Annotated in this window: 12 protein-coding genes and 1 pseudogene; 7 read left to right on the plus strand and 6 right to left on the minus strand. The window is 61.1% G+C overall.

Features of this window, described 5'->3' with window-relative positions; all coding sequences use genetic code 11:
• The coding region (locus Q362_RS0113955) for a transposase family protein (RefSeq protein WP_035216751.1) at positions 1 to 237 on the minus strand (237 nt) is incomplete at its 3' end.
• Positions 238 to 653: 416 nt separating this feature from the next.
• On the opposite strand from Q362_RS0113955, the gene Q362_RS0113960 reads away from it, so the two are divergent.
• From Q362_RS0113960 to Q362_RS0113975, 4 genes are all read left to right on the plus strand, one after another.
• A complete protein-coding gene (locus tag Q362_RS0113960; protein ID WP_211248500.1) occupies positions 654 to 2,369 on the plus strand; it encodes an ABC transporter ATP-binding protein in 1,716 nt (571 codons plus the stop codon).
• Entirely contained in the window at positions 2,366 to 4,150 is a 1,785-nt protein-coding gene (locus Q362_RS0113965; protein WP_028319199.1) for an ABC transporter ATP-binding protein, read from the plus strand. Before Q362_RS0113960 ends, Q362_RS0113965 begins: the two co-directional genes overlap by 4 nt.
• A gap of 32 nt (positions 4,151 to 4,182) precedes the next feature.
• A complete protein-coding gene (locus tag Q362_RS20765) occupies positions 4,183 to 5,082 on the plus strand; it encodes a class I SAM-dependent methyltransferase (protein WP_084312742.1) in 900 nt (299 codons plus the stop codon).
• A 287-nt stretch (positions 5,083 to 5,369) separates the two neighbouring features.
• Complete coding sequence (locus tag Q362_RS0113975; protein WP_028319200.1) at positions 5,370 to 6,662, plus strand: GMC family oxidoreductase N-terminal domain-containing protein; 1,293 nt, start codon at positions 5,370 to 5,372, stop codon at positions 6,660 to 6,662.
• Between the two features lie 95 nt (positions 6,663 to 6,757).
• Here Q362_RS0113975 and Q362_RS23700 read toward each other — a convergent pair whose 3' ends face one another.
• The 5 genes and pseudogenes from Q362_RS23700 to Q362_RS20780 all read right to left on the minus strand — a co-directional run bounded on the left by Q362_RS23700 (position 6,758) and on the right by Q362_RS20780 (position 11,795).
• The gene (locus tag Q362_RS23700) at positions 6,758 to 6,922 is read right to left on the minus strand and encodes a hypothetical protein (RefSeq protein WP_157470151.1); all 165 of its coding nucleotides are present in this window, start codon (positions 6,920 to 6,922) and stop codon (positions 6,758 to 6,760) included.
• Between the two features lie 219 nt (positions 6,923 to 7,141).
• Entirely contained in the window at positions 7,142 to 8,707 is a 1,566-nt protein-coding gene (locus Q362_RS20770; RefSeq protein WP_084312744.1) for an efflux transporter outer membrane subunit, read from the minus strand.
• The gene (locus Q362_RS24865) at positions 8,683 to 9,783 is read right to left on the minus strand and encodes an ABC transporter permease (RefSeq protein ID WP_051554346.1); all 1,101 of its coding nucleotides are present in this window, start codon (positions 9,781 to 9,783) and stop codon (positions 8,683 to 8,685) included. The genes Q362_RS20770 and Q362_RS24865 overlap by 25 nt, the downstream gene beginning before the upstream one ends.
• Positions 9,784 to 10,290: 507 nt before the next feature.
• A pseudogene (locus tag Q362_RS24870) lies at positions 10,291 to 10,815 on the minus strand (ABC transporter ATP-binding protein); the annotation flags it as partial.
• On the minus strand, positions 10,812 to 11,795 hold the full coding sequence (locus Q362_RS20780; RefSeq protein ID WP_211248501.1) for an HlyD family secretion protein: 984 nt from the start codon (positions 11,793 to 11,795) through the stop codon (positions 10,812 to 10,814). The gene Q362_RS20780 and the pseudogene Q362_RS24870, both read right to left, overlap by 4 nt.
• A gap of 419 nt (positions 11,796 to 12,214) precedes the next feature.
• On the opposite strand from Q362_RS20780, the gene Q362_RS23710 reads away from it, so the two are divergent.
• The 3 genes from Q362_RS23710 (at position 12,215) to Q362_RS0114010 (ending at position 18,012) form a co-directional block, all read left to right on the plus strand.
• Complete coding sequence (locus Q362_RS23710) at positions 12,215 to 14,044, plus strand: ABC transporter ATP-binding protein (RefSeq protein ID WP_028319202.1); 1,830 nt, start codon at positions 12,215 to 12,217, stop codon at positions 14,042 to 14,044.
• Positions 14,041 to 15,780, plus strand: a complete 1,740-nt coding sequence (locus tag Q362_RS0114005) for an ABC transporter ATP-binding protein (protein WP_028319203.1) — start codon at positions 14,041 to 14,043, stop codon at positions 15,778 to 15,780. Before Q362_RS23710 ends, Q362_RS0114005 begins: the two co-directional genes overlap by 4 nt.
• A gap of 171 nt (positions 15,781 to 15,951) precedes the next feature.
• A complete protein-coding gene (locus tag Q362_RS0114010) occupies positions 15,952 to 18,012 on the plus strand; it encodes a TonB-dependent receptor (protein WP_028319204.1) in 2,061 nt (686 codons plus the stop codon).
• The last annotated feature ends 20 nt before the right edge of the window (positions 18,013 to 18,032 follow it).

Here is an 18,032-nt window from a genome sequence, read left to right on the forward strand (position 1 = left end):
CGACGCGGTAATGTAGCAATGGTGCTGAAAAAAATTGAGATGGCGCCAAGTCATCTCCTTAAAATCATGGGCGTGGCAGAGCTTCCCGCACTCAGGGCACGGGAAAAGCGTGCCGCGTTGAGCCGCTATCGTTAATCGAAGTTCGTGAGGACTCTTGGATGTGTCGAGCATTTGCCCGGTAATCTCCCAAGGCGCCAGCAGCCCAAGGCCTAACGCAATGATATCGTTGCCGTTCATGGTATCCCTCGTCATTTGGTGTGGCTTTGATCCCTATATACAGCAAATCCACACCAAATGACGAGGAGCCCTCTTTTTCACCTGCCGAAATTCATTCACCGTCAAGAATAATTCGCGCAGCGTTAGCAAATTCTTTTAATTGACGCTAAAAAATACCGGTTGGCAATATTTGCTAATGGTGCTGGGAGATGAAGATGGTTCGTCGACCAGGATCGTGACTTCACAATGCTCTACATGATGCCGATCCGCTCTTCGCTGTTCGTGAGGCGCCGAGAAAAGGGTGCTGAATCGAAAAAAGCGAGTTGGGTGAGATCGTGCGTCCCCGGGGAGACGATGACAAAGCGATGACACGGCAAAAGAAACGACAAAAACAGGGGCTTTGGGCGGTCATGGCTCCGGTTTCGGGTGAAACGAGGATGGCGATGATTCTCGCGGGGTTCGCCGCTTTGGCGAATGTTGTTGCGCTGGTTCTTCTCGCTTCAGCTGTCTCGGCGTTGATGAACAGTTCCACAGGGGTGGTGGGGATCAGTTTGTCCCCGGTCGCCACGGTATCCCTGCTGGCGCTCTGTACCGCGCTCTCTTTTGTCTGCCGGAATGCCGCCTTCAGAACATCGCATATGGGCGCTTTCAGGCTCGAACAGATACTGCGGACCAGGATTTCCGCTCACTTGGCCGAGGTTCCCCTCGGTTTTATCGTGACCACGGGTTCCGGAGCCCTGAAAAAGGTGCTGCTGGACGACGTCAGGAACCTGCACGCCTTTGTCGCCGACAGCACGCCTTTTATCGGCCGCAGCGTGGTGGCGCCGGTGGCCTCCCTGATTATGCTCATGATCGTGGACTGGCGGCTGGCCCTGACCAGCATAGCGCTGCTCTGCCTTGGTGGGGTGCTGATGTATGTTGTCATGCGGGATTCCGTCTCGCTCCGCAAGGACTACGCCCAAAGCCAGGAACGGATCAACACGGCGGTGATCGAGTTCGTTCAGGCCATGCCCGTGGTGCGGACTTTCGACGATGGATCGGGGTCTTTCCGCCGTTTTCAGGAGGCGCTTGCCAGCTATCGGGTCGCGCTCAAGAAGTGGATTGCCGCCACCGGTGTTTCGGCCCGGCTGGGCATGTTGATTCTCAGCCCCATGCCCACCCTGGTTGCTGTCTCTGCCGTGGGCGTCCTCTTGATGGCCAAAGGGTGGCTGGACTTTCCCTCGTTGATTGCCGGCCTCCTGCTCAGCACCGGCATGGCCGATGCGATGATGCCCTTGATGTGGCTGAATAATTTCATCAAAAAATCCCAGGCCAGCGCATTGCGCATTCAAGAAATCCTGAGTGTACCCGTTCTGCCGAAGACCAGCGCTCCCCAACAACCCAGGGATGCATCGGTCCAATTTGACCAGGTTTGGTTCAGGTACGAGAACAGGCAGGAGGACGCCCTGCAAGATGTCAGCTTTACGGCTCCGGCGGGGACCGTGACCGCTCTGGTCGGGCCGTCAGGGGCGGGCAAAAGCACGGTGGCCAAACTGATCCCCCGGTTCTGGGATGCCACCGCCGGTCGGATTCTGGTCGGTGGCGCGGATGTCCGCGACATGCTCCCCGAAACGCTGATGGCTGCGGTATCTTTCGTTTTTCAAGATACCTTCCTGTTCCAGGACACCATCGAGGCGAATATCCGCATGGCCAGGCCCGAGGCCTCTTTCGAGCAGATCGTTGCCGCCGCCCAGGCCGCCAGGATTCACGATTTCATCATCGGGCTTCCGGATGGCTACCAGACCCAGGCCGGTGACAGGGGGACCCGGCTGTCGGGCGGTCAGCGGCAGCGCATCACCATAGCACGGGCCATTCTCCGCGATGCGCCGGTGGTGGTTCTCGATGAAGCGACAGCCTTTGCCGATCCGGAAAACGAGGATGAGATTATCCAGGCGCTGGCCAACCTGATGCGCAATCGAACAGTCCTCATCATTGCCCATCGCCTGGCCACCATCAAGGATGCGGATCAGATAGTGGTCTTCGACAACGGCAAGGTCGCGGAAATCGGTTCCCACGAGCAGCTCGTCGACCGGGATGGTGTCTACAGCCGTTTGTGGCTGAATTTCGAGACCGCGCAGCAATGGGATATCAAACATGGCGAGGTGAGCGAATGAACAGTGATGGAAAACAACTGCTTACCCTGCGCGAAGCGTACAGGCTGGCCCTGGTTATCGCCGATGAACAGGCCGGCCTGCTCAAGCGCAGCCTCCTGCTGTTTGCGCTTTCCTTCTTTGCCCAAGGCTGTGCGTACACCTGCTTCTATCCCCTGCTGAAAGCGCTTTTCGCCACGCCGCCCGATCTGCAGACAGCCGGATGGTGGGTGGTGGCGATGGCGGCGCTGGGCTGCCTGGATCTGTTCTGCCGCTGGCTGGCCCATAATTTCGATTACACCGGCGCCATTGTCGATGTCACCCACCAGCTGCGGGAAAAACTGGGCGACCGGTTGCGGCGCATGCCCCTGGAACATTTGTACAGCCACAGGACCGGGGATCTGAGCGCGACCCTCTCCATCTGCGTGGATAACGCCGTGCTGCACATGGGGGTGATTTCCTCGCTGATCCTCCAAACCCTCATCGTGCCGATAGTCGTGATCGCAGGGACCTTGTGGGCCGATTGGCGGCTGGCCCTGGCTCTCTTGCTCCTCTTTCCGCTGGCTGTACCCATTTACCGGTGGCGACGGCGATCCTCGCGTCAGGAGAAAAGGGACGTGGCACAAGCCTATGCCGATGTCGAGTCGGATAGCGTCGAATATATCCAGGGCCTGCCGGTGCTCCGGGCCGTCAACCAGGTCGGAAAAAAATCGGCGAGGATGCAATCCTCGATCGCAACACTGAGAACCGCGCAGGCCAATGGCCTGATCGAGGCCACCCTGCCGGCGCTGTTGATGTCCACCCTGGTGGAGATCGGTCTGCTGGTGGTTTTGGCGATGGGAACGTATTGGGTCTTGGGCGGCAGCTGTACCATTCCGGTTCTCGCCGCCCTCCTGGTGATGGTCAGCCGTTTATCCGAACCATTGTCGATTTTCGTCAATGTCACGCCTGTGCTGGATATCGTCGAAACCTCTTTCGAGCGCATCCAGGAACTGCTCGCCATCAGGGACCTGCCCGTCCACCCCGAGGCCGAGCAGCCTAACGGGTATTCCATCGCCTTTGAGCGAGTCGATTTCTCCTATAAGGATCAGGAGACCAAGGCCCTCGAACAGATCAGCTTTTCACTGCCGCCATGCTCGCTGACCGCGCTCGTCGGCCCCTCGGGATCGGGCAAAACGACCATCGCCAAACTGATCATGCGGTATGCCGATCCCCAGTCCGGCCTGATCCGGATAGGCGCAAACGATATCCGTACCCTGCGGCAGGAAGAGTTGATGCGTTGCCTTTCGGTCGTCTTTCAGGATGTCTATCTGTTCGACGACACTATTTTCAACAATATCCGCATGGGGCGGCCGGAGGCCAGCGACAGCGAGGTCGAGGCGGCCGCGCGCTCCGCGTATTGCCATGAGTTCATCCAACGATTGCCGCAGGGCTACCAGACCCGGATCGGCGATATCGGCGGCAGCCTTTCCGGTGGCGAGCGCCAGCGGATCAGCATTGCCCGCGCCATTCTGAAAAACGCCCCCATCGTCATCCTCGACGAACCCACCGCCGCCCTGGACACCGAGAGCGAAGTGGCGGTCCAACGCGCCATTGACGCGCTGGTGCGCAACCGGACGGTGATTGTCATCGCCCATCGGCTCTCCACCGTCGTGGGAGCGGACACTATTCTGGTCATTGTCGACGGTCGTCTGGTCGAGCGGGGAACGCATGCGGAACTGTTGGCAGGGCAGGGCCGGTATCACCAGATGTGGAACGTCCAGCAGCGGGTCAAACAGTGGTCCCTGCACAAGACGGGGCCGTGATGACTGCGCGTGCAGCGAGAGAGGGCAGAACCATGAGGGATGCACGGTGCGTCAATCTGACCGGTGTCCCGGAAACCATGCTGTGGACGCTGCACAACCGGGCGAACGAGGTGATGCGCCGCGACAGTTTTCTGCACGATCCCGAATGCCTGCGCATATACAGGTCAATTGACTACGACTACGGGCGCAGTTTCGGCAAACCCGACGGGTCGCATCCCATGCGGTCGAAGGTTTGCGACGACGTCGTTCGTTCCTGGATGCAGGCCCATGCAGGCGCGACCGTGGTCGAACTCGGCTGCGGGCTGGAAACCCAGTTTCAGCGGTGCGATGACGGCAAGGTCCGCTGGCTGTGCGTCGACCTCCCGGAAGCCATCGCCGTGCGGGAACGATTTCTCGCCCCTTCGGCCCGCTGCCGCCATATTTCCCGAAGCGCCCTTGATCGGGCATGGATGCATGAGGTCGACAAAAAATCGCCGGTGTTTGTCACTGCCCAAGGTCTGTTGATGTATTTCGACGAACGAGCGGTCCGGCAGGTGCTCGCGGAAATAATGGATTCCTTTCCTGGAGTGGAACTCATATTCGATACCATCCCGCGCTGGTTTGCCCGAAAAACGCTCAAAGGCTTTGGCAAAACAAAGCACTATATCGCCCCTCCCATGCCGTGGGGTATCAATCAGAATGAAATCAGGCCGACGCTCCGTTCCTGGAGCAGCCGGGTGACTGAGGTTCATCTTGTTTCCTACGGCTACTGCCGTGGGTTGTACGGCCTATTGCGGCGGTGCAGCACCCATATCCCGCTCCTGAGGAACATGCTGCCCTGCATCGTCCATGTCAGGACCGCTGGTGGTGAGGACGATCCGTCTGGAGGATCCGCATGCCGGTGGATGCGGTCAGGTGCAGCCTGCCCGGATCGCCCATCGATTCCGAATTGATCCTGACCCCCGCCCTGCAAGGCGGCAGTTCCGCCAACCGGTGCTGTTCGCCGGCTGCGCAGTCGCTGCCATCGGGTTCGTCCTTCACCGTGAGTGACGGTTGCACCCGATTTCCCGCTGAAAAACACCGAGGTTGCCTGCAAGGTGTCGGCCTCCCTCTCCGGGCTCGACATGGCAGCCTCGGTGTTCCACGCCTGGGACGACTGCGCCGAGATGCATCAACAGGCGCATGACGGACAACCCTCAATTTTTCAGGGAACCCCGCAGGAGAGCAAAGGAGTGTGTCCATGCAAAAGCAAGACATTATTGTCGTGGGATCAGGTGCCGGAGGCGCAACGGTTGCAAAGGAGATGGCAGAGAGAGGCTACCGTGTCTCGATTGTTGAATGGGGAAGGGATAATCCCCCCAAGGGGGGACCATTTGCCCATCCCCTGAGATTTTTTGGAGGCAGGAAAAAGAGAGCGCATGCTTTTCTGAAAACAGAGGGCGAGCCTCAGATAGAAATTGTCCGCGCCATTACAACCGGTGGGTCCACTCTGGTGTATGGAGGTGTTTCGTGGGACCCGCCACTCAAATTATTCGAAAAATATGGTGTAGACATAAAAAATGAACTCGATAGCGTAAAAAATGAAATAATCATCAGGCCGCTTGCCCCTTCCGAAATGGGCGCTGCGGGAAAAAGAATACGAGACGCCGCCATACGGGTTGGATTGAACTGGCAGAATATCGATCGTTTCTTCCTGGACCCGGAAAAATTCAGGCAATCATCATATCTTTTTGGAGACAGGACAGGGGCGAGGTGGGATGCCAGGGTATGGATCAAAAGAGCGATCAACCGTGGCGCTGTCGTATACAATGAACATTATTGCGAGAAATTGATCATCAAATCCGGGAAGGTGATCGGAATCCAGACAATAACCGCGCAAGGAACAAAAAAGGAATTTTTCGCCGATGTCGTTGTTGTCGCCGCCGGAGGCATTGGTTCTCCGGTCATCCTGAATCATTCCGGAGTGAAAGCCGGAGAAGGCATCTTTGTCGATCCGTATGTGGTGGCCGTGGGATATCTCGATCGTGCCGTAACAGGAGCGGAAGTGACGAGACAAGCCGGAATACTGCTGCACGACGATGGTGTCGCTTTCGGGGACGCTTCGTTGCCGCCGCAAGCATATATGAAACTGATTGTGAGCAACAAAAAAATCAACAAAATGTTTAGCCGGAACAAATGCCTTTCCCTGCTCGTGGAAATAGATGACGATATCAGCGGCGGGATCGATTCCGCCGGAAAAATAAAAAAGACCTTGTCGGTCAATGACTTGGCAAAGCTCGACAAAGGAAAGGAGATAGCAACGAGCATTCTTGAAGCTGCCGGCGCGAAAGATATCTGGTTTTCCAAAATCGCGGGGGTGCATCCGGGAGGGGCGTGTAAAATTGGCACCGTGGTCGATGCCAACCTCTCGACATGTATTGAGAATCTTTATGTCTGCGATGCAAGTGTCCTGCCGGAATCAATGGCAATCCCTCCTGTCATGTCGATTCTTTGTTTGGGGAAGAGGCTGGCGCGCCATCTATCGTCCCAATGAAACGCTGACACAACAAGGCGCAACCTCTTGTCTCATGCATCGGGAACAGGGGAATATCCTCCAGGTGATATTTCCCTGTTCCCGCTGACCGCCGTTCATTTTCCCTCCTCGTCGATCCATTGCAGGGTGTCCTGCAACTCGGGCAGCAAATCCTGCTCGCCGGAGCAGAGCAGGTCGTGCAGGACGACCACTTGCGGGCAGTTCTCGACCAGATCCAGCAACTGATCTTCCCATCCAGCCGAATCAGGCGTCCGAAACATGTATCCGGTTCTGGGATCGCGCGCCATTGCCATGGTCGTTATCACCTGATCACCGGCCAGTATCCGGATCGTGCGAACATCCGGCGTTATCTCGATGGTTATCTTGTCGGGTCGCATGACTGAAACGCAGAAAAAATCTGACTCTTCCTGATGGGCTAAGATGCCACGGTGTTTGGGCTGATGCGGATTCTTCCGCCTGCACAGTCCGAAGGAGGGGTGTTACATCGCGTCACGCCTGTGCATCCCGGACGAGAGCGAAAGCCGCTGCTCGCGGTCGCTTGCCGGGGTTGCGGCTGTCGCCTGCAACAGGGCCAGGGTATGGACGAAACGGTTGGTACGGGCCTGGATCTCTTCCTGGGCCATCTGTCGGTACGTGAGTTCGGCAGCCAACAGGTCCGCGAGGCTGATCGCGCCCAGTGCATACCGACCCTGCGCCAGCACGTATCGCGTGCGTGCCTCGCTTGCGGCTTCGGCGGCGGCGGTCAGGGTGCGGGCTCCTGTTTCCAGGGCGCTCAGGCAATCCGCCACATCCGCATACGCCTGTAGCACCACGTGCCGCCAGGCGGCATGCGCTTCCTCGGCACTGGCCTCCTTGGCGCGCTTGCGGGCCTGGAGCGCGCCGCCTCGAAACAGGGGCTGGAACAGGGAGGCGCCCATGCTCCACACGCCGGCATGATCGATAAAGAGTTCCGGGGTGTCCTTGATGGGCCGGGCAGCGCTGTATCCCGCGCTGCCGACCAGGGTGATGCTGGGATAGAGGTCGGCGGTGGCAGTGCCGACCTCGGCAGTGGCTTGATGGACGAGTGCTTCGGCTTCCCTGACATCCGGCCGGCTGCGGACCACCTCGCCGGGCAGGACAAGGGGCAGGCGGGTGGGCAGGGAAAAATCCTCCAGGGAAAACTCGGGCAACCCGGCTTCCGCAGGCGGGCTGCCCAGAAGAATGGCCAGTTGATGCCGGTTCGCGGCCAAGGTTCGTTCCAGCGGGGGCAGGGTGGCCTCGAGCTGCGCCAGGTCGTTTTTGGCCGTGCTCACGTCAATCGACGAGGCGCCGCCCGTTTCGGCTTTGGCCTGTGCAATCGCGACCTGCTGCCGGCGGACGTGCAGCATGGTCCGGACGGTTTCGATCAATTCCCTGGTTTCGGCATCGCGGATGGCCGCCACCGCAACGGTGCCGGCCAGGGAAAGCCGCGCCGCCTCCAGGGCGTATTCTTTCTGGGCAATCTGCGCGCCCAGCGCTTCCAGACGCCGCCTGCCCTGACCGAGCACATCCAGGGTATACCTGAGGCTGACCTTCGCCGTGTACAGGGTATAAGGATCGGGTGAAAAGGAGGACATGCTGGCGGGAAACGAATCGGAGGACCCCATTTGGGTCATGTTGACCTGCTGGGGCGTGGCTGAAGCGTCAAAATCCAGAGCCGGAAACCACACCTCTCCCGCTTCGGCCCGCCACGCCTCCCCGGCCTGCTTCAGTACGGCCCTGGCCCGCGCCAGATCCGGGCTCTGGGCAAGGGCTCGTTCCACCAGGGCGGTCATCTCGGCATTGCCCAACTGCTCCCACCAGCGTTCCGGCGGCAGGCCCGGCACGAACGTCTGGGCATGCGCAGCCGTGCCGTGCGATGCCTCCGTCGCGATGCCCGCGGTGGCCGCCGGCGATTGCTGTTCCGTAAACCGCTTGGCTGCGGGCGGTTCGAGCGGCGTGAAATCCGGCCCCACCGTGCATCCGGAGAACAGCAGGATGGACGCCAGAAGGCAGATTAATCCTAATCCAGTGTTTTTTTGTAGCATTTGACGGCTACCCCAATGACGATGACGGTGAAAAGGGCGATGGGCCAGATATGCATCCACATCTGCCAGAGTTCCACCCCCTTGAGCATGATGCCCCGGATGAGCCGCAGGAAGTGGGTGATGGGCAGAATGTTGCCGAGATGCTGGGCCCACGACGGCATGCCGGAAAACGGGAACATGAAACCGGAGATGAGCACGCCCGGCAGGAAATAGAAAAAGGTGAGCTGCATGGCCTGCATCTGGTTGCGGGCCAGGGACGAGAAGGTGATGCCCATGGCCAGGCAGGCGGTGAGGAAGAGCAGGGCGGAGGTATACACGGCCGCCAGGCTGCCGAGGCAGGGCACGTGGAAGAGAAAACGGGCCGCCAGCAGAATGAGCGTGACCTGCGTCAGGCCGATGAACACGTAGGGAACGATCTTGCCGCTGACCACTTCCAGCGGCTTGACCGGAGCGGCCAGCAGGTTTTCCATGGTGCCGCGCTCGCGTTCGCGGGTCACGGCCAGGCCGGTCATCATCACCATGCTCATGTTGAGCACCGTGCCGATGAGGCCGGGGATGATGTTGTACGGCGTGCTCCCTTCCGGATTGTACAGATTGTGCACCCGCACTTCAAAGGCCGGCTGCGGGGTGCGGAGGGTGCCCAGGGGTCCCTGAAAATCCCGGGTGGCCACGGAATCGACCAGTTGCCGCATGGACGCGACCGCCCGGGAAGAGGCCGCCGGATCGGTGGCATCCGCCTCCAGCAGCAGGGCGGGGCGGTCGCCGCGCACCAAGCGCCGGGAAAAATCCGGAGGGATGGTCAGGACAAACTGGACCCGGCCCTGTTCCAGGGCCCGGCGGCCGGACCTTTCATCCGGCAGTTCCTCCACAAAAGAGAAATAGCCGCTGTTGTTCATGGCCGAGAGAAAGGAACGGGAGAACTCGCTGTGTTCCCCCACCAGCACACCGGTGTCCATGTGCTTGGGATCCATGTTGATGGCGAAGCCGAACAGCATGACCTGGACGATGGGCAGGCCGATGGTCATGCCGAAGGTCATGCGATCCCGCCGCAGTTGCAGAAACTCCTTGAGGATAATCCCCCACCAGCGGACAAAGGAAAAGGGATTGCCGGCAGCGGCGGGAGAAGAAGCGGGAGGGGATGGCGGCGGCGCCGGTTCGTCGGCGGGCTGTTCGGGAGGCGCGGCGGCATCGGGCCGGTTCATGAGATGGATGAACACCTCTTCCAGGCCGGTGGCGGCGGCGGTCACCCGGATGGCGTCATGGTCGTGGGCCACCCGGTCCAAGGTGGCGGCCAGGGTGGCGCCGTCCCGACCGGTGACGTGCAGGGAGGTGCCGAAGGCCACGGTTTGGTCCACGCCGGGCAGGGCGTCCAGGATCCGGCTCATGGCCGCCGGTTCCGCACCGCTGACGACAAAGGTGGTCAACGCCTCCCTGCGGACCATTTCCTCCGCCGTGCCCTGGGCCAGCAGCACGCCGTCGGCGATATAGGCCAGTTTGTGGCAGCGCTCCGCTTCATCCATGTAGTGAGTGCTGACCAGCACGGAGATGCCGCCGGCGGCGAGATGGTGGATGTTGTCCCAGAAATCCCGCCGCGCCTTGGGGTCCACGCCGGCGGTGGGTTCGTCCAGCAGCAGGAGGCGCGGGCTGTGCAGCATGCAGGCGGCGAGCGCCAGCCGTTGCTTCCAGCCGCCGGACAGGTTGCCGGCCAGTTGACCGGCCCGATCTTCGAGGTGCAGTTCGGCGAGCACGCGCTCCACCGCCGCGCGGCGCTCGGGGATGTCGTAGACCCGGGCCGTGAAGGCGAGATTTTCCCGGATGGTCAGGTCTTCCCAGAAGGAAAAGCGCTGGGTCATGTAGCCGACATGGCGGCGGATGGCTGTGCTTTGGCTGCGGATATCGAAGCCAAGGCATGTGCCGGTACCCGAATCCGGCGTCAGCAGACCGCAGAGCATACGGATGGAGGTGGTTTTGCCGCTGCCGTTGGGACCGAGGAAACCGAAGATTTCCCCCGGCGCCACGGTGAGCGACAGATCCTTCACCACATGCCGTTCGGCAAAGAATTTGTTCAATCCCCGGACATCGATGGCCGGAGCGGACACGGCGCTCATGGCACTTCCACGGTCACGGGCAGGCCCGGATGCAGCGGAGGCCGTGCCGGCACGGGCGCGGCGGCATCGGGGTTTGTCGCGGCGGTCGCTTCGGAGAAATCAGGGGGCGGGTCCGGATGGGCCTCCACCGGAAAGATCAGTTTCTGTCGGGTATCGTTGCTGTAGATGACCGGCGGGGTGTACTCCGCCTCCGGCCCCACAAACGAAATGCGGCAGTTGACCGGCTCCTGCCAGCCATCCATCCGCACCAGGACCCGTTGCCCCAGGGTCAGGCGGGAGACCGCCTGTTCCGGCACGAAGAAACGGACCTTGACCTTGTCCGGCGGCAGCAGCTTGACCACCGGCGTGCCGGAGGAGATCCACTCCCCTTGCCGAAACAGGGTGTCCACCACCAGATAGCGGGCAAAGGCGGCGGCCGGCGCGGCCGGCGTTTTCTGCGCCAGTCGCCAGCGGGCTTCGGCCAGGGTGGCTTCCGCGCTTTTGACCAGGGCCGCCTGGTTGTCGATCTGGTGCGCGCGGGCCGACAGTTCCGCCACGGCGAGCTGCGCGGCAAGTTCCCGGACCTTCTGCGCATCGGCGGTGTGCTGGGCCTGGCTGGCCTCCAGATCCGCCCTGGAGATGGCGCCGGATGTGATCTGGGCCTCGTCGCGCCGGCGCTGCTTGGCGGAACGTTCCTCCGTCGCCTTGGCCTGGGCCAGTTGGGCGCGGATCACATCCAGCTCCTGGGGCCGCTTGCCCAGGCGCAGATCCGCCAGAACGGCTTTTTGGGCGGCCAGCTCCTGTTCCGCCCGGGCGACCGCCTCGTTTTCCTCCACGGCCTCCAGACCGAACAGGCCGGCGTCGGGCGGCACGGTCTGGCCGCGCCGCACCATGAGCGTGAGCAGCCGGCCGCCGTACGGCGAGGCCACATACACATACTCTCCTTCCACATACCCCTGAAAGGTGTTGCCGGGCGTGTTTTTGCATCCTCCGAACGCCATGGCGCACACGAGCGCGCACAGCAAAAGAGCCAGCCGCGAACGGCTGCCGTTTCGGAGACCATGATGATGTAACGGGTGTTTCTTCATGTGGTGTCAGCGGTTGCGTGCCCATGGGGGCACCACTTGTCGGGCTGGGGTGGACGAAGACCGGGGCGATTCGATGCTCTCCCGGCCGCCGTGTGCCGGTATCGCTTCCGGACGGCCTCGTCCGCTGTGAACGCAAGGACCGCACCATACAATGAAGGCCGCCGTCGCTCTTTCATTTGCGGAATTTTTTCTGTCACCGAAATTGCCCCCTGCGCGGGGATCCTCCGGAAAGATTCCGCAAGGGCAATAATTTATTCGCGACATGACGGCATCTTCCGCGAATTCATTTTACTAACCGCCATCCATGAACCAGAGTCGACAGGACGGCACCCATGCGGATGGCAAAAAAAAAGACAGGCATTCCCCGGTTACTGGCAATCGCGGGGGCACAGCGGGGGATGCTCCTCCTTTCCGGATTCTTGTCCGTCATCAGCTCGCTGCTGATGCTGACCCCCTTTCTTTCCGCCTACCATATTTTGCAGGAACTGCTCCGCAATGCGGCGGACCCGTCCGGCAATGACGTGGATCTGCTGCTCTACTGGGCGATCGCGGCATTCGTTGCCCTTCTTGCCGCCCTGGTCTTCCTGTACGCGAGCGCCATCGCCTCCCACTATGCCGCGTTCAGCATTCTGTACACCCTGCGCATACGGCTGGCGGAGCATCTGGCGACGCTGCCCATGGGGTTCCATACGCGGGAATCCACGGGCACGACCAGAAAGACCCTTGAAGTCAATGTCGAAAAGATCGAGTCGTTCATCGCCCATCAGCTTCCCGACCTCGCCGGCGCGATCGCGCTGCCGCTCCTCATGCTGGCGGCCATGTTTGTGCTCGACTGGCGGCTGGCCCTGGCCTGCGCCGTGCCCATCGTGGCGGCGTTCGTCATGCAGGGCATGGTGTTCCAGGGGAAAACGGCCCAGGAACACACCCGGCTGTATCACGACGCCCTAGAAAAGATGAATGCGGCGGGTGTCGAGTACGTGCGCGGCATGCCCGCGGTCAAGGTCTTCGGCATCACCGTCCGTTCCTTTTTGGGGTTTCATGCCGCCATTCAGAGCTACCAGGAGCAGGCCGTGCAGATCAGCAGGACGTACAAGCATCCGTACACCCTGTTTTTTGTGATCCTGTCCTCGATTCTGGCCTTTGTCCTGCCCGTGGGCCTGTACCTGCTCGGCCGCGAGCCGGACCCGCAGGCGTTCGCCGTCACCCTGCTGCTCTTTTTGGTGATGGCGCCGGGCCTGCCGATGCCCGTCCTCAAGCTCCTGAACATTGGTGGCAACCTGCGGATGATTGCCGAGGGTGTGGAGCGGATCGACGCCCTGCTCGATCTGGCGCCGGTGGCCGAACCGGCACGGCCCCAAAAACCGCGGACGCACGACATAACCTTTGACGACGTGCATTTCACCTATGCCGGCACGGACGGCACGGAAGAGGCGCCGGAAGCCCTGGCCGGGGTGTCGTTCGTTGCCGGGGAAAACACCCTGACGGCCCTGGTCGGGCCGTCGGGCGGCGGCAAGTCCACCATCGCTAACCTCATCCCCCGTTTCTGGGACGTGACCTCGGGCGCGGTGCGCATCGGCGGCGTGGATATCCGCGACATGGGCACCGCGCACCTGATGGACACGGTTTCCTTCGTGTTTCAGGACGTCCATCTGTTCCGCGACACCATCGAGGAGAACATCCGCATGGGCCGGAATATCAGCCACGAGCAGGTCGTGGCCGCGGCCAGGGCGGCCCGGTGCCACGATTTCATCTCGGCCCTGCCGGAGGGATATGCCACCCGGATCGGGGAAGGGGGCACCTATCTTTCGGGCGGCGAGGGGCAGCGCCTGGCCATTGCCCGCGCGCTGCTGAAGAACGCGCCCATCCTGGTGCTGGACGAAGCCACCGCCTTCGCCGATCCGGAGAACGAGGCGCAGATCCAGCAGGGCATCAGTTCGCTGATCAGGGGCAAGACCGTGCTGGTCATCGCGCACCGGCTCACCTCGATCCGCGAGGCGGATCAGATCCTGGTGGTGGATAAGGGGCGGATCGTGGAACGCGGCCGGCACGAGGAACTGCTCCACGCTGAAGGGTTGTACCGGCGCATGTGGGACGCCTACACGGAAGCGGAAACATGGCATCTGCCGGCGGGGCGGACCGGAGCGATACAGGAGGCGGCATGAAACGTTTTGTGGACAACATCACGGGCGGCAATCCCAGGGCCCTGCTCGCGCCCTGCCTTGTTTCCCTCTGCACCGGCTTTTGCCAGATCGTCCCCAGTCTGCTGGTCTTTGCGGTTTTCGACACGATGTATCTCGCCTATGCCCGGGGAGAAGCGATGAATATGGCGAAACTGTGGGGCATCTGCGGCCTGCTGGTGGCATGGATCGCGGTGGAATACGCGGCCCGGGCCCGGGCGCACGAAAAAACCGCGATGGTGGCCTACGATCTCTCGGCGGTCGGCAGGGTCGCGCTGGCGGAACACCTGCGCACGCTACCGCTCGGTTTTTTCGGCAGCCGCGATCCGGCCGCGCTCACCACCATGCTGCTGGGCGATTACAACAACGTCGAAACCACGGTCTCCTTTTACGTGCCCCAACTGGTCAGCGCGGTCATCCTGCCCATAATCGTCTTTTTCATCATGCTGCTGTTCAGCCCGCAGATGGCCCTGGCCATGTTCCTGCCCCTGCCGGTCTGTTTCGCCATCATGTGGCTGTCGTCGGGATTGCAGAAGAAGATAAGCGGGCGGCATGTCAAGGCGCGGGAGGACAGCGCCGGCCGCCTGCAGGAATACCTGCTTGGCATGCGGGACATCAAATCCCACAACCTGGGCGGCGAGCGGTTCGAAGCCCTGCGCGAGGCCTTTGCCCGCCTGAAGCGCGAATCGCTGCGCATGGAGATCATCGTCGTGCCCATCGTGCTCATCGCCATCGCCGCCCTGCGTTCCGGCCTGACCCTGATGCTGCTGGTGGGAACGTTCCTCCTGGTCGGTGGCGAGCTCTCCCTGCCGATTTTCCTGCTGTTCCTGCTGCTGGGGATGCGGGTGGTGGAACCGCTTTCCGTGGCCCTGGTCCATTATGCGGAGCTGCGCTACACCGCCCTGAGCGCCGAACGCATCATGGCAATCCGCCGGGAGCGGCCGCTGCCCGGAACCGGGGAGGCCCCCCGCGGCGGCGACATCCGCTTTGACCGTGTCAGCTTTGCTTATCAGGACACGGATGTGCTGCACGATGTCAGTTTTCTTGCGCCGGCCGGCAGCGTTACCGCCCTGGTCGGGCCGTCGGGAAGCGGCAAGAGCACCGTCACCCGCCTGATCGCCCGGTTCTGGGAGGTGCGGCAGGGAGCGATTTTTTTCGACGGGCATGACATCAAAACATGCGATCCCGAGAGCATTTTGTCCCGTATTTCCATGGTGTTCCAGGACGTGTACCTCTTCAAGGACACCATCAGGAACAACATCGCCGTCGGCAGGCAGGGCGCCACGGACCAGGACGTGGAAGAGGCGGCCAGAAAGGCGTGCTGCCACGATTTCATCGTTGCCTTGCCCCAGGGCTACGACACACCGGTGGGCGAGGGCGGCTGCACCCTGTCCGGTGGCGAGAAACAGCGCATCTCCATTGCCCGGGCATTGCTGAAGGACGCGCCCGTCATTCTCCTTGACGAGGCCACCGCCTCCCTGGACCCGGAAAACGAAATCTCCGTGCAGCAGGGCATCAATGCCCTGGTCGCGAACAAGACCGTGCTGATCATCGCCCACCGGCTGCGGACCGTCCGCAAGGCCGACTGGATCGTGGTACTGGACAGCGGCCGGGTGGTCGAGCAGGGAACACATGACGGGCTCCTTGCCGAGGGTGGCCTGTACCGTCATCTGTGGACCCTGCAACAACAGGCCGCCGGCTGGAGCATGCGGGCGGCCTGACCGGCGCGAAGAGTCAAGGCGCGCATAAAAGACAAAAAAATATTCCAGGAATGACAGAACGGAATGCAAAAACACGGTATGGTGTTAGCTGACCTTAAAAATATTTAACCATCCAATATGCAAGTCTGCTGAAGAGAGGAGGGAAGAATGAGAATTCGTTGGAGCGTGTGCATGACGGTTGTCCTTGTGCCGCAGTTGCTGTCGGTCGGGGTCTGCGCTGCAGAGGAGAAAAAGGATGAATTGTTCTATCTGGAACCGATCGTGGTGACTGCGGAGAAGACGGCACAGGATGTCCAGCGCATTCCCGGCAGCGTCAGCGCCTACACGAAAAGCGTGGTCGAGGAACGGCATGTCGAGAAACTGTATGAGCTGACGGACTACGTTCCCAACGTCTTCGTCAAGAAGAACAGCACGGAGAACATCATTTCCATTCGCGGCATCTCGCCGATGCAGGGTTCTCTTTTTTCGGCCACCGGCTTATACGTGGATGGCGTCAACTACCCCATCCATCAGATGCAGAATCTGGACTTCATCGATATCGAGCGGGTCGAGGTCCTGAAGGGACCGCAGGGCACCCTGTACGGCCGGAACTCCGAAGCCGGCGTCATCAACGTGATCACCAGCAGCCCCTCCAACGAGTTCGGCGGCAAGGTGTTCGGCGAGATCGGCATGTGGGATTCCCGCGGCGGCGTGCCCATCTACAAGGAGGGCGGCATCGTCAACCTGCCGCTGGTGGAGGATACCCTGGCCATGAAAGTGGCGGTGCAGAATTACACCACGGACGGCTGGATGGAAAACATCGGCCCCAGTAGTCAGGATGACGCCACCCGGGTCCGGCATTTCAACGGCCGCGCCACCACCAGATGGACGCCCAGCGATGCCTGGGATATCTCCCTGATTTTGCAGGGACAGGATGAGACGGACGGGATCGGCGTCTACAGGTTCATTGACGGCCCCTACGCCACCGGCCGCAACGAAATAGCGTGGGACGGCCCCAACAAGAACTCCGTCGACGCGAACGCGCAGATCTTAAAAGCCGAATATCACGGCACGGATGTCGACATCACCTCGGTGACCGGACGGCACAGCTACAGTCAGGACTATGAGTACGACGTCGACATGACGCCCATGAACCTGTACTCGATGTTCCCGGTGTTCACGGCCGATTATGACGTGGAGGTCTGGAGCGAGGAATTCCGCATCGCCTCGAAGCCCGGCAAGAACCGGCGCTTCGACTGGCTCACCGGGGTGTACCTGTACGGCGAGGATATCCAGACGGGAAACTACAGCATGACGGATCATGTCACGGATCAGGATAACTGGGGTGCGGCGCTGTTCGCCCAGGGAACCCTGCACATGTGGGAAAGATGGCATTTCAATCTGGGCGGCCGCGTCGAATATGCGCGCCTCGAAGGAGAGAAAACCGTCAACGCGGCCATGATGGGGATGGGCGTGACGACCATGGCGGACACGGTCGACGACACGGTGTTCCTGCCGAGCGCCAGCATCTCCTACGACCTGACCCCGGAGGTGATGACCTACGGCAAGGTCAGCAGGGGCTATCTTTCCGGCGGCTTCGACAGCTATTTCGCCATGACGGAAGAGTTGTTCTCCTACGATCCCGAGTACAGTTGGAACTATGAGGTGGGCATCAAGAGCAAGATGCTGGACAACCGGCTCATGGTCAACCTGGCGGCGTTTTACATCGATGTCGAGGACAAGCAGGTCGCCGAGTACGTCTCGCCGTATGAGCGGTATTTCGTCAATGCCGCCAAGGCCGAATCCTACGGTGTCGAGTTGGATGTGCAGTACAAACCCCTGCCCGGCCTGACCCTGACCGGGTCGCTGGGCTATCTGGAGAGCGAGATCAAGGATTGGACCACGGAGGGATACAACGCCTGGGACTACAGCGGCAACAAGACGCCGGGAGCGCCCGAGTTTTCCTATGCCGCCGGGGCCATCTACCGCTGGGAAAGCGGATTCTTCGTCGGTGCCGATGTCGTGGGCCTGAGTTCCTACTATGCCAACGCGGAAAACGACCGCAAGCTCGATGGCCGCACCCTGATCAACGCCAGGGCGGGATACGAGGGCGAACGATTCGACGTCATGCTCTGGGCCCGCAACATCTTTGACGAGGACTATGAAGAGCGGAGCATGAGCTGGATGGGCGGAACCTTGATCCAACAAGGCGAGCCGTGTTCCTTCGGCCTGCTGGTGGCGTACAAGTTCTGAGGCTCTGTTGTTCACAAGGT

It is taken from the genome of Desulfobulbus elongatus DSM 2908 (genome assembly GCF_000621145.1).
In the GTDB taxonomy this organism is placed as follows: domain Bacteria; phylum Desulfobacterota; class Desulfobulbia; order Desulfobulbales; family Desulfobulbaceae; genus Desulfobulbus; species Desulfobulbus elongatus.

What these genes read in the sequence shown, in the direction of transcription:
- Q362_RS20765 (WP_084312742.1), top strand. Translation starts at nt 4,183, where the DNA reads ATGAGGGATGCACGGTGCGTCAATCTGACCGGTGTCCCGGAAACCATG.
- Q362_RS0114005 (WP_028319203.1), top strand. Translation starts at nt 14,041, where the DNA reads ATGAAACGTTTTGTGGACAACATCACGGGCGGCAATCCCAGGGCCCTG.
- Q362_RS0113975 (WP_028319200.1), top strand. Translation starts at nt 5,370, where the DNA reads ATGCAAAAGCAAGACATTATTGTCGTGGGATCAGGTGCCGGAGGCGCA.
- Q362_RS20770 (WP_084312744.1), bottom strand. Translation starts at nt 8,707, where the DNA reads ATGCTACAAAAAAACACTGGATTAGGATTAATCTGCCTTCTGGCGTCC.
- Q362_RS23710 (WP_028319202.1), top strand. Translation starts at nt 12,215, where the DNA reads ATGCGGATGGCAAAAAAAAAGACAGGCATTCCCCGGTTACTGGCAATC.
- Q362_RS0114010 (WP_028319204.1), top strand. Translation starts at nt 15,952, where the DNA reads ATGACGGTTGTCCTTGTGCCGCAGTTGCTGTCGGTCGGGGTCTGCGCT.
- Q362_RS23700 (WP_157470151.1), bottom strand. Translation starts at nt 6,922, where the DNA reads ATGTTTCGGACGCCTGATTCGGCTGGATGGGAAGATCAGTTGCTGGAT.
- Q362_RS0113960 (WP_211248500.1), top strand. Translation starts at nt 654, where the DNA reads ATGGCGATGATTCTCGCGGGGTTCGCCGCTTTGGCGAATGTTGTTGCG.
- Q362_RS0113965 (WP_028319199.1), top strand. Translation starts at nt 2,366, where the DNA reads ATGAACAGTGATGGAAAACAACTGCTTACCCTGCGCGAAGCGTACAGG.
- Q362_RS20780 (WP_211248501.1), bottom strand. Translation starts at nt 11,795, where the DNA reads ATGGCGTTCGGAGGATGCAAAAACACGCCCGGCAACACCTTTCAGGGG.